The sequence below is a fragment of the Bacteroides sp. BFG-637 genome, assembly GCF_024793605.1.
GTDB classification, from domain to species: domain Bacteria; phylum Bacteroidota; class Bacteroidia; order Bacteroidales; family Bacteroidaceae; genus Bacteroides; species Bacteroides vicugnae.
In genome coordinates, this window is the sequence record NZ_JANUPD010000002.1 from 2595661 (window position 1) to 2607306 (window position 11646).

The following is an 11646-nucleotide window of genomic DNA, read 5'->3' on the forward strand; positions in this document are numbered from 1 at the left end:
ATCGTTGGCTGTTTATTAATCAAATGAGCGGTTAGAGTACTTTCTTGAACCGGGCAAGGAATTCTTTTGCTTCCTCCATGCTAAGACAAAGAGGGGGCAACAGGCGAAGTACATTCGTGCCGCTTGCTCCGGTGAATACGTGCTCGTCGTAAATGAGTCGGCTGCGCAGTTCCTTGATTGGTTCTTCAAATTCAAGTCCGATCATGAGTCCGCGTCCGCGCACTTCCTTAATTTGCGGGAATTTCTTTAGTTCTTCCAGTAAATAGTCACCTACAGCTTTTGCATTCTCTACCAGATTTTCCTGTTCAATGACATCCATCACGGCGAGAGCTGCCGCACATGCCAGATGGTTTCCACCGAAGGTAGTTCCCAGCTGACCGTATACCGGTTTGAACATCGGGCTGATTAGGACACCTGCCATCGGGAAGCCGTTACCGATTCCTTTGGCTACAGTGATGATGTCCGGTTTGATATCGTTATATTGATGAGCGAAGAATTTGCCGCTACGTCCGTATCCGCTCTGAATCTCATCCAGAATCAGGATGGTTCCCGTCTCGCTACAAGTTTTGCGGAGTTCCTGCATAAATTCGGTGGTCGGTATTTTGATACCGCCTACACCTTGAATTCCTTCAATGATAACAGCACAGGTGTCTCCTTTAGACAATTCCTGCTTCATCGCGTCAATGTCGTTGAGCGGAAGGTAGGTGACATGACCGTTATTGTTGATAGGAGCGATAATGGAAGGATTGTGAGTTGCTTCTACTGCAAGAGACGTACGTCCGTGAAACGCTTTGCTGAAAGATACGATTTTGGTACGTCCGTTGTGGAAAGAAGCCAGCTTCATGGCATTTTCGTTTGCTTCGGCACCACTGTTAATCAGAAACAGGCTGTAGTCTTCGTAACCGGAAATCTTTCCCAGTCGTTCGGCTACCTCTTGTTGAAGCTTATTGATGACGGAGTTCGAGTAGAAACCAAGTTTTGATACTTGATTGCTGATCATCGCTACATAGTGGGGATGCGCGTGTCCGATGGAGATAACGGCGTGACCTCCGTAGAGATCCAGATATTCTATTCCGTTCTCATCCCATACCTTGCAGCCATCACCTTTGACAATGTTGATATTGTATAAAGGATATACATCGAATAAATTCATAATTCTTCTGTTTTTTAGAAAGCTGAAGGCTTCAAACGTAGTCCTATGGTTTCTTCCAGGTTGAACATCAGGTTCATGTTATGAACGGCTTGTCCGCTGGCGCCTTTCAGCAAGTTGTCGATACAAGAGATAATCAATAGCTTGTCGCCATGCTTTTCCAGATGTATCAGGCATTTATTAGTATTAACGACTTGTTTTAAGTCAATATTCTTATCTACGATGTGTACGAAGGAGTCTTTGGCATAATATTCCTCATACATACGAACGATTTCTTCCTGTGCTACTTTGGTCTTGACTACCAGCGTTGCAAAGATACCACGAGGGAAGTCTCCACGGTATGGAATGAAGTCAATATCTGCATCGAAGCTGTTTTGCAGTTGCTTCAGCGATTGCTTGATTTCCGGAACGTGTTGGTGTTCGAATGCTTTGTACACACTCATATTGTTGTTTCTCCAACTGAAATGACTGGTAGCACCCGGTTTCACTCCGGCGCCCGTACTTCCTGTAATGGCATTTACCATCACATCATCCGTCAGCATCAGGTTCTTGGCGAGCGGAAGCAAACCAAGTTGTATGCAGGTTGCAAAACAACCGGGATTGGCTACGTGCTTCGCCGTGCAAGTGGCCCGGCGGTTCAGTTCCGGCAGACCGTAGATAAAGTCATGGTCATCGCTTTTGATACGGTAGTCCATGGAGAGGTCGATAATCTTCAGGTCTTCCGGTATGTTGTGGCTTTCCATGAATTTCTTTGTGTCGCCGTGGGCGGTACAGAAGAAAAGGACGTCGATTTCGTCCAAAGGTAACTGGTCGGTGAATCTTAAATCTGTTTCTCCATACAAGCCTTCGTGTACGTCGGTAATTTTGTTTCCGGCATTACTGCTGCTGTTGATAAATACGATTTCAGTTTCCGGATGGTTGAGCAGCAGACGGATTAATTCGCCTGCTGTATATCCTGCGCCACCAATGATTCCTGCTTTAATCATATCTCTTCGTCTTTGTGGTTATTATAGTAAACGCGGAGCGGAGTGGAGGTCACTTTGATAAAGCCTTTTGCATCTTCGGCTGTCCAGCCTTTCTGCATTTCACCGTATTCTCCGAATTTAGTCTTCACCAGATCATCTTCCGATTCTACACCTACGGTAGAGAAAGAAAGCGGGCGAAGTTCGAGGATCGCTGTACCGTTCACATTGCGCTGGCTTTCCTGCAACATGGCTTCGATGTCACGCATGACCGGTTCCAGATATTGACTTTCGTGGAGGAACATACCGTACCAGTTAGCTACTTGGTCTTTCCAGTATTGTTGCCATTTGCTCAATGTATATTTTTCAAGGAAACGGTGAGCGCCGATAATCAACATCGGGGCAGCTGCTTCGAATCCTACACGGCCTTTGATACCGATAATTGTATCGCCTACGTGCATATCACGGCCGATACCGTATGCTGCACCAATCTCTTCCACTTTCTGGATAGCTTTGATCGGGTCGTCAAACTTCTCGTCGTTGACAGCTTTCAGTTCCCCTTTTTCAAAAGTCAGGCGGAGCTGTTCGCTACCTTCTTTTTCAACATGTTTGAGGTAGGCTGTTTCCGGGAGTCCTTGCGCGGAGTCGAGAATTTCGCCGCCACAGATAGAAGTACCCCACAAACCAACGTTATAAGAGTATTTCAGCTTAGTAAAGTCTGCGCTGAAACCATGCTTGTTCAGATAATCAATTTCTTCCTGACGGCTCAATGCCATGTCACGGGTCAATGTGATGATTTCCACATTGGGAGCCAGTACGAGGAAAGTCATATCGAAACGGATCTGGTCGTTACCGGCTCCGGTAGAACCGTGTGCGATGGCGTCTGCACCAATCTCATTGGCATAGCGTGCGATAGCCAATGCCTGGAAGATACGTTCGGAACTGACTGAAATAGGATAAGTACCGTTGCGCAGCACATTTCCGAAAACCATGTATTTCAGACTCTTTTCGTAGTATTCTTGGGTAACGTCCAGTGTTACGTATTTCACTGCTCCCAGTTTATAAGCATTTTCTTCGTTTGTCTTCAGTTGTTCTTCACTGAAACCACCCGTATTGGCACAAGCTGCATATACTTCGTAACCTTTTTCTTTGGCGAGGTACATGACGGTGAACGATGTGTCCAGTCCGCCGCTGAATGCCACCACTACTTTTTTCTCTTTTCTTCCATAGTGCTGTATCTTTTAAATGTTATTTCTTTCTTGTTCTTTTTTTATGTTCCGCGGGTCTGTCGGATCGTACAGCATGGCTGTGCAGATGCAGAACTTACGGTTCTTCGCTACCAGAATGTCATGGTTGATACATCCTTCGCATCCTTTCCAGAAAGCTTCATCGTCTGTCAGTTCATTGAAAGTGACAGGTACGTAACCCAGTTCGGTGTTCATCTTCATGACTGCTGCTCCGGAGGTCAGACTGAATATTTTTGCTTTCGGCCATCGGAGACGTGCGAGTTGGAAAGAAGCCTGTTTGATACGTTTTGCCAACCCTAATCCACGAAAATCGGGATGAACGATCAGACCGGAAGTAGCTACGTACTGCTTGTTTCCCCATGATTCGATATAGGTGAATCCGGCGAAAGTGTCACCGCAAAGAGCAATAATCGCCTTACCTTCTTTCATCTTTGTCGCTACGTATTCGTGTGTGCGTTCCGCAATTCCTGTTCCTCGTACGGCGGCAGCATTTCTGATAGTTTCCAAAATAGTGTCAACGTAAACCTCATGTGAGGCGTCGGCTACCATAACATCTATTTGTTGAGTGTCCATTTCTTTATTATATAATAATAGGTATAATTATTCGATATTGGGAATGATGAGTGACAAAAGCTGGCGTATCTTGCTGGTTGCAACTCCTTCACGCAATACCAGCATGATCGTGTCATCACCGGCAATGGTTCCCAGAATTTCACTGAATTCATTGTTGTCGATGTCATAAGCCATGCTGCTGGCATAACCGGGACGGGTGCGGATAACGGCAATGTTACCGGAAAACTGCAAAGAGATAAATCCGTTATTGCGTAACATTTCACCGGCACTCTGGTCGGTAGAACGTTTATACATAATGTTGTTCGGCAGTACATATACGTACTTTCCGTTCATACTGGCAGCCTTGGCTACTTTCAGTTGTTTCAAGTCGCGGGAGAGGGTGGCCTGTGTCAGTTCGAAGCCTTCGCGGTTCAGCTCTTGCAGCAGTTCTTCCTGCGAACCGACCTCCTTGCTTGAGATAATCATTTTGATGGCGTCTAACCGATTTGCTTTCTTCTTCATTGTATAATTATTCTAAGAATGGCGCAAAAGTATGCATTATTTCGGAGAAAATATGCATAAAACCAAAGTTTTTTTGCATAAAAGTGAAAAATATGCTAAACGATGAGAGCCTGTTTTTCTGTTTTGTGTCAAAATGTATACCCTTTCAATCAAAATACATAAGGAAAGGGAGGAGGGAATCGCCTATCTTTGCCATGTAGGTAAATGTATACCTTAAACATATAGACAGAATACCATGAAACAAAACTTTTTTGCAGTCGACCTGGGCGCAACGAGCGGTCGTACAATCTTGGGAACTTTCATTGAAGGCGGATTAAATCTGGAAGAGATTAATCGTTTTCCTAACCACCTGATTGAAGTGGGTGGACATTTCTATTGGGATATTTATGCATTATATCGTCACATTATTGACGGATTAAAGTTGGTTGCTCACCGTGGCGAATCTATTGCTTCTATCGGCATCGATACTTGGGGAGTGGATTTTGTATGTGTCGGAAAAGACGGTAACTTGCTCCGTCAACCTTATGCATATCGTGACCCGCATACGGTAGGAGCACCGGAGGCTCTTTTCTCCCGTATCTCCCGTAGCGAAGTGTATGGCAAAACGGGTATTCAGATTATGAATTTTAATTCACTTTTCCAATTAGATACTTTACGTCGCAATCACGACAGCGCATTGGAGGCGGCAGATAAAATTCTGTTTATGCCGGATGCGTTGAGCTATATGCTCACTGGAGAGATGGTGACGGAATATACGATTGCTTCGACAGCCCAGCTGGTGAATGCACAAACACGACGTTTGGAGCCGGAGTTGCTGAAGGCGGTAGGATTGAGTGAGAAGAATTTCGGCCGTTTTGTATTTCCGGGTGAAAAGGTGGGAGTATTGACGGAAGAAGTGCAAAAGATTACCGGACTGGGGGCGATTCCTGTGATTGCGGTAGCCGGCCATGATACCGGTTCTGCTGTTGCTGCCGTTCCGGCATTGGATCGCAATTTTGCTTATTTGAGTAGCGGAACCTGGTCGCTGATGGGAGTTGAAACGGATGCTCCGGTGATTAATGCCGAAACGGAAGCGTTGAACTTTACCAATGAAGGCGGTGTGGAAGGAACCATTCGTCTGTTGAAGAATATTTGTGGAATGTGGCTGCTGGAACGTTGCCGTCTGAATTGGGGAGATACAAGTTATCCTGAATTAATCAGTGAGGCGGATGCTTGTGAACCATTCCGTAGTCTGATTAATCCGGATGATGATTGTTTCGCGAATCCTGCGGATATGGAAAAAGCCATTGCTGAATATTGCCGGGCTACCGGACAATCGGTTCCCGAGAAACGAGGACAAGTGGTGCGCTGTATCTTTGAAAGTCTGGCTTTGCGTTATCGTCAGGTGTTGGAGAATTTACGTTCACTTTCTCCCCGTCCGATTGATACATTGCACGTGATTGGCGGAGGTAGCCGGAATGATTTGCTGAACCAGTTTACTGCCAATGCAATAGGCATTCCTGTGGTAGCCGGCCCGTCTGAAGCGACAGCCATCGGTAATGTGATGATTCAGGCCATGGCAGCAGGCGAAGCAACGGATGTTGCCGGTATGCGCCAGTTAATTAACCGTTCTATCCCGTTGAAGACTTATCAACCGCAAGACACGGAAGCTTGGGATACGGCTTATATCCATTTTAAGAATTGCGTTCGGAAATAAATAGGAACAACCGACAGAATAATCATTTTTAAAACTAATAGAATATCATGAAAAAAGAAGAACTGATTCAGAAAGCGTATGAAATTGCTGTGGAACGTTATGCAGCAGTAGGTGTAGACACCGAAAAAGTATTGAAAACTATGCAGGATTTTCATCTGTCACTCCACTGCTGGCAGGCTGATGACGTTGCTGGATTTGAAGTACAGGCCGGTTCGTTGACCGGAGGTATTCAGGCAACCGGTAATTATCCGGGCAAAGCTCGTAACATTGATGAACTGCGTGCCGACATCTTGAAGGCTGCTTCTTATATCCCGGGTACTCATCGTTTGAACTTGCATGAAATCTATGGAGATTTCCAAGGTAAGGTGGTAGACCGCGACCAAGTAGAACCGGAACATTTCAAGAGCTGGATTGAATGGGGTAAAGAACATAACATGAAGCTCGACTTCAACTCTACTTCTTTCTCTCATCCGAAATCAGGTGATTTGTCACTTTCTAATCCTGATGAAGGCATCCGTCAGTTCTGGATTGAGCATACCAAACGTTGTCGTGCAGTTGCGGAAGAAATGGGTAAGGCACAGGGCGATCCGTGTATCATGAACCTTTGGGTGCATGACGGAAGCAAGGACATTACCGTAAACCGTATGAAATATCGTGCATTGTTGAAAGATTCTTTGGATCAGATTTTCGCTACCGAATATAAGAATATGAGGGATTGTATCGAATCTAAGGTGTTCGGTATCGGTCTGGAAAGCTACACGGTAGGTTCTAACGACTTCTATATCGGTTACGGTGCTTCTCGTAATAAGATGATTACGTTGGATACCGGTCACTTCCACCCGACAGAAAGTGTAGCTGATAAAGTTTCTTCACTGTTGCTTTATGTTCCTGAATTGATGTTGCACGTAAGCCGTCCGGTTCGTTGGGATTCAGACCACGTTACTATCATGGATGACCCGACTATGGAACTGTTCAGCGAAATCGTTCGTTGTGGTGCTTTGGATCGTGTACACTATGGCCTTGACTATTTCGACGCATCTATCAACCGTATCGGTGCTTATGTGATCGGTAGCCGTGCAGCACAGAAATGTATGACTCGTGCTTTGCTCGAACCGATTGCGAAGTTGCGTGAATACGAAGCAAACGGACAGGGATTCCAGCGTCTGGCTCTGCTTGAAGAAGAAAAAGCGCTGCCTTGGAATGCAGTTTGGGATATGTTCTGCTTGAAGAACAATGTTCCTGTAGGTGAAGATTTCATCGCAGAAATCGAAAAGTACGAAGCCGAAGTAACTTCTAAACGATAAGTTATGGATATTTTAATCGGCTTATTGATTATAGCTATCGGTAGCTTTTGCCAGTCCAGTTCTTATGTGCCTATTAAAAAGGTAAAGGAATGGAGCTGGGAAAGCTTCTGGTTAATACAAGGTGTATTTGCCTGGTTAGTGTTCCCGTTCCTGGGTTCACTACTGGGTGTACCCCAGGAAAGTAGTTTGTTCGATTTATGGGGAGCGGGAGGTGCTGGAATGAGCATCTTTTATGGTATATTATGGGGAGTGGGAGGTTTGACTTTCGGGCTTTCCATGCGTTATCTGGGGGTTGCGCTGGGACAGAGTATCTCATTGGGTACTTGTGCCGGTTTCGGAACTCTTCTTCCGGCTCTTTTTGCAGGTACAAACTTGTTTGAAGGTAACGGGTTGATTCTTCTGTTGGGTGTTTGCATCACATTGGCGGGTATTGCCGTTATCGGGTATGCCGGTAGCTTGCGTGCACAAAACATGAGTGAAGAAGAAAAACGTGCTGCCGTAAAGGACTTCGCATTGACAAAAGGTTTGCTGGTTGCACTTCTAGCCGGTGTCATGAGTGCTTGTTTTGCTTTGGGACTGGATGCGGGAACACCTATCAAGGAAGCTGCTTTAGCCGGTGGAGTAGAAGGGCTTTATGCCGGACTTCCGGTGATCTTTCTGGTTACATTGGGGGGATTCCTGACAAATGCAGTTTACTGCCTGCAGCAGAATGTAGCGAATAAATCGATGGGTGACTATGCTAAAGGAAAAGTATGGGGTAATAATTTAGTTTTCTGTGCGTTGGCTGGTGTACTATGGTACATGCAGTTCTTCGGACTGGAAATGGGTAAGAGTTTCCTTACGGAAAGTCCGGTATTGCTGGCTTTCTCCTGGTGTATTTTGATGGCATTGAATGTCACATTTAGTAATGTTTGGGGAATTATTCTGAAAGAATGGAAAGGCGTGTCAAATAAGACCATAACTGTGCTGATAGCTGGTCTGATCGTACTTATCTTCTCATTAGTGTTCCCAAATTTGTTTTAAAAAAATCAGGCACGGATTACACGGATTACACAGTTTTTTTATAACTTGCGACAAAATCAGTGTAATCTGTGTAATCCGTGCCTAATTAAAAAATATATATAGAATGAAATCAATCTTAGAGAATCGTCCGGGACTTGCCAAAGAAGTAAACAAGGTAGCGGAAGTTGCCGGATACTTGTGGCAGAAAGGATGGGCTGAACGTAACGGTGGTAATATCACTGTTAATATCACAGAGTTTGTAGACGATGAAATCCGTCAGATGAAACCGATCAGTGAAGTTAAACCTATCGGTGTAACTCTTCCTTATCTGAAAGGATGTTATTTCTACTGCAAGGGAACTAATAAGCGCATGCGCGATTTGGCCCGTTGGCCAATGGAGAATGGTTCGGTGATCCGTATTCTGGATGACTGTGCCAGCTACGTAATTATTGCGGACGAGGCTGTGGCTCCGACATCGGAATTGCCTTCTCACTTGAGCGTGCATAATGACCTGTTGAGTAAAAACTCTCCTTATAAAGCATCTGTGCATACACACCCGATCGAACTGATTGCCATGACGCATTGCCCGAAGTTCCTGGAAAAAGATGTAGCTACCAATCTGTTGTGGAGTATGATTCCCGAAACAAAGGCATTCTGTCCGCGTGGTTTGGGTATCATTCCTTATAAATTGCCTAGTTCTGTTGAGTTGGCGGAAGCTACCATCAAGGAATTGCAGGATTACGATGTTGTGATGTGGGAGAAACATGGTGTATTTGCAGTAGATTGCGATGCGATGCAGGCGTTCGACCAGATTGATGTACTTAATAAATCGGCTCTCATCTATATTGCGGCGAAAAATATGGGCTTTGAGCCGGATGGTATGAGTCAGGAACAGATGAAAGAAATGACAGTTGCTTTTAATCTCCCTAAATAAAAAAACAATAGCACAACCATGAATCGCATTATTTTAAATGAAACTTCTTACTTCGGTGCCGGATGCCGGAGTGTGATTGCTGTGGAAGCAGCCAGACGTGGCTTTAAGAAAGCCTTTTTTGTAACGGATAAAGACTTGATTAAGTTTGGAGTAGCTGCCGAAATCATTAAAGTATTTGATGAGAACCAGATACCTTACGAACTTTATAGTGATGTAAAAGCTAATCCTACTATTGCAAATGTACAAAACGGTGTGGCGGCCTACAAAGCTTCCGGAGCCGATTTTATCGTAGCTTTGGGTGGTGGCTCTTCTATCGATACCGCCAAAGGGATCGGTATCGTTGTGAACAACCCTGACTTTGCAGATGTGAAATCTTTGGAAGGTGTGGCTGATACCAAACATAAAGCTGTACCTACCTTTGCACTGCCTACTACTGCCGGAACGGCTGCCGAGGTAACGATCAATTATGTAATTATTGATGAAGATGCCCGTAAGAAGATGGTTTGTGTAGACCCGAACGACATCCCTGCCGTGGCTATCGTAGACCCTGAACTGATGTACTCAATGCCGAAGGGACTGACTGCCGCTACCGGTATGGATGCTCTGACGCATGCCATCGAAAGTTATATTACTCCGGGTGCTTGGGTAATGAGCGATATGTTCGAATTGAAGGCTATTGAGATGATTGCACAAAATCTGAAAGCAGCCGTAGATAATGGTAAAGATGTGGCAGCCCGCGAAGCAATGTCGCAGGCACAATATATTGCCGGTATGGGATTCTCGAATGTCGGTTTGGGAATAGTTCACTCAATGGCTCATCCGCTGGGTGCATTCTATGATACTCCTCATGGGGTAGCCAATGCTTTGTTGTTACCGTATGTGATGGAATACAATGCTGAATCTCCGGCAGCTCCGAAATATATCCATATTGCGAAAGCAATGGGAGTGGATACTACCGGAATGAGTGAAGCAGAGGGCGTTAAAGCTGCTATTGAAGCTGTGAAAGCACTTTCTATCAGCATTAATATCCCACAGAAATTGCATGAAATCAATGTGAAAGAAGAAGATATTCCTGCATTGGCTGTAGCTGCTTTCAATGATGTTTGTACAGGTGGAAATCCTCGTCCTACTTCGGTAGCGGATATTGAAGCCTTGTATCATAAAGCATTCTAAATCTCGTCATAGTAAAGTTTGTTTTTATATAAACATCCGGAGATACTTGAAAGTACGCTCCGGATGTTTTTTTATACCCTTGCGTGTGTTTTCTGAAAATAATTCCTATTTTTGTCTGGTTCAATTGCATGAAAACACACTGATATGATCGAGGATAATAGTTTGGGATTAGAATTTAAATATCTGATTGTAAATGACATGGACCGTAAATTCGGCCTGTGGGTAAATACTGTCGGCTATCAGTCTATCCCTCCCGATTCACCTTATCCGTTGAAAGAACATCCCTCCGGTTACTTTTTTAATGCGGAAAAAGGAAGGGTACTTCGCGAATATCAGTTGGTTTATATCACCAAAGGGCGTGGTTTGTTTTCATCCGATTCCACTTCCGAAAAGCAGGTTTGTAAAGGTCGGCTGATGGTGCTGTTTCCCGGTCAATGGCATACTTACCGCCCGTTACGGCAGACTGGTTGGACGGAGTATTATATTGGTTTTGAAGGACCAATGATAGACGCCATCGTGAACGATGCTTTTTTGTCGCAGGAACAGCAAATACTCGAAATTGGTATTAATGAAGAGTTGGTTTCCTTGTTCTCCCGTGCCCTTGCTGTGGCAGAAGCGGATAAGATTTCCGCGCAACAATATCTTTCCGGCATTGTGCTTCACATGATAGGAATGATTCTTTCCGTTTCCAAGAATAAGTTTTTTGAGATGAGTGATGTGGACCAGAAGATAGAGCAGGCTAAAATTATCATGAATGAAAATGTTTCCGGTAATGTGGATCCGGAAGAGTTGGCTATGCGGCTCAACATCAGTTATTCATGGTTCCGACGTGTTTTCAAGGAATATACAGGTTATGCTCCCGCCAAGTATTTTCAGGAATTGAAACTACGTAAGGCCAAACAAATGCTGGTCGGAACTTCCCAATCCGTGAAAGAGATTTCTTTTTTCCTGGGTTTCCAGTCTACCGAATACTTTTTCTCTTTTTTCAAGAAGCGTACAGGGCTGACTCCGTTGGAATATCGTTCGTTCGGACGGGAAGAATGAATAGGGTGAAAGTCTATATCTATCAGTAATTTTGCTCTGATTTTGGGAATATCATAAAAA

General features: G+C 44.7%; 11 protein-coding genes. 6 read left to right on the forward strand and 5 right to left on the reverse strand.

The window, feature by feature from the left end; genetic code table 11:
- Positions 1-31: 31 nt before the first annotated feature.
- From NXX38_RS10135 to NXX38_RS10155, 5 genes are read right to left on the reverse strand one after another with little or no spacing between them, the layout of a single operon-like run.
- Positions 32-1153: an aspartate aminotransferase family protein gene (locus NXX38_RS10135; protein ID WP_195649292.1), complete on the reverse strand. Its 1122-nt coding sequence runs from the start codon at positions 1151-1153 to the stop codon at positions 32-34.
- A gap of 14 nt (positions 1154-1167) precedes the next feature.
- A complete protein-coding gene (gene argC / locus NXX38_RS10140) occupies positions 1168-2136 on the reverse strand; it encodes an N-acetyl-gamma-glutamyl-phosphate reductase (protein ID WP_195649291.1) in 969 nt (322 codons plus the stop codon).
- A complete protein-coding gene (locus NXX38_RS10145) occupies positions 2133-3350 on the reverse strand; it encodes an argininosuccinate synthase (RefSeq protein WP_258981916.1) in 1218 nt (405 codons plus the stop codon). Before NXX38_RS10145 ends, argC begins: the two co-directional genes overlap by 4 nt.
- A 3-nt stretch (positions 3351-3353) precedes the next feature.
- The gene (locus NXX38_RS10150; protein WP_143257045.1) at positions 3354-3932 is read right to left on the reverse strand and encodes a GNAT family N-acetyltransferase; all 579 of its coding nucleotides are present in this window, start codon (positions 3930-3932) and stop codon (positions 3354-3356) included.
- 27 nt (positions 3933-3959) lie between these two features.
- The gene (locus NXX38_RS10155; RefSeq protein WP_004299854.1) at positions 3960-4433 is read right to left on the reverse strand and encodes an arginine repressor; all 474 of its coding nucleotides are present in this window, start codon (positions 4431-4433) and stop codon (positions 3960-3962) included.
- A gap of 235 nt (positions 4434-4668) precedes the next feature.
- Here NXX38_RS10155 and rhaB point away from each other — a divergent pair, with 235 nt between their 5' ends.
- From rhaB to NXX38_RS10185, 6 genes are all read left to right on the forward strand, one after another.
- Positions 4669-6129 carry a rhamnulokinase gene (rhaB, locus tag NXX38_RS10160; RefSeq protein ID WP_258979400.1) on the forward strand — a complete coding sequence of 487 codons (1461 nt, stop codon included), beginning with the start codon at positions 4669-4671 and terminating at the stop codon, positions 6127-6129.
- 47 nt (positions 6130-6176) lie between these two features.
- Positions 6177-7433 (forward strand): L-rhamnose isomerase, encoded by a 1257-nt coding sequence (locus NXX38_RS10165; protein ID WP_258979401.1) that lies wholly within the window; start codon positions 6177-6179, stop codon positions 7431-7433.
- Between the two features lie 3 nt (positions 7434-7436).
- Positions 7437-8456: an L-rhamnose/proton symporter RhaT gene (rhaT, locus tag NXX38_RS10170; protein ID WP_148363928.1), complete on the forward strand. Its 1020-nt coding sequence runs from the start codon at positions 7437-7439 to the stop codon at positions 8454-8456.
- Between the two features lie 103 nt (positions 8457-8559).
- Entirely contained in the window at positions 8560-9369 is an 810-nt protein-coding gene (rhaD, locus tag NXX38_RS10175; RefSeq protein WP_008997894.1) for a rhamnulose-1-phosphate aldolase, read from the forward strand.
- 18 nt (positions 9370-9387) lie between these two features.
- A complete protein-coding gene (gene fucO, locus NXX38_RS10180) occupies positions 9388-10542 on the forward strand; it encodes a lactaldehyde reductase (protein ID WP_004304988.1) in 1155 nt (384 codons plus the stop codon).
- Between the two features lie 144 nt (positions 10543-10686).
- Entirely contained in the window at positions 10687-11586 is a 900-nt protein-coding gene (locus NXX38_RS10185) for an AraC family transcriptional regulator (protein WP_148363927.1), read from the forward strand.
- The last annotated feature ends 60 nt before the right edge of the window (positions 11587-11646 follow it).

Coding starts and splice junctions, on each gene's coding strand:
- NXX38_RS10135 (WP_195649292.1), bottom strand. CDS start 1,153: ATGAATTTATTCGATGTATATCCTTTATACAATATCAACATTGTCAAA.
- argC (WP_195649291.1), bottom strand. CDS start 2,136: ATGATTAAAGCAGGAATCATTGGTGGCGCAGGATATACAGCAGGCGAA.
- NXX38_RS10150 (WP_143257045.1), bottom strand. CDS start 3,932: ATGGACACTCAACAAATAGATGTTATGGTAGCCGACGCCTCACATGAG.
- NXX38_RS10155 (WP_004299854.1), bottom strand. CDS start 4,433: ATGAAGAAGAAAGCAAATCGGTTAGACGCCATCAAAATGATTATCTCA.
- rhaB (WP_258979400.1), top strand. CDS start 4,669: ATGAAACAAAACTTTTTTGCAGTCGACCTGGGCGCAACGAGCGGTCGT.
- NXX38_RS10165 (WP_258979401.1), top strand. CDS start 6,177: ATGAAAAAAGAAGAACTGATTCAGAAAGCGTATGAAATTGCTGTGGAA.
- rhaT (WP_148363928.1), top strand. CDS start 7,437: ATGGATATTTTAATCGGCTTATTGATTATAGCTATCGGTAGCTTTTGC.
- rhaD (WP_008997894.1), top strand. CDS start 8,560: ATGAAATCAATCTTAGAGAATCGTCCGGGACTTGCCAAAGAAGTAAAC.
- fucO (WP_004304988.1), top strand. CDS start 9,388: ATGAATCGCATTATTTTAAATGAAACTTCTTACTTCGGTGCCGGATGC.
- NXX38_RS10185 (WP_148363927.1), top strand. CDS start 10,687: ATGATCGAGGATAATAGTTTGGGATTAGAATTTAAATATCTGATTGTA.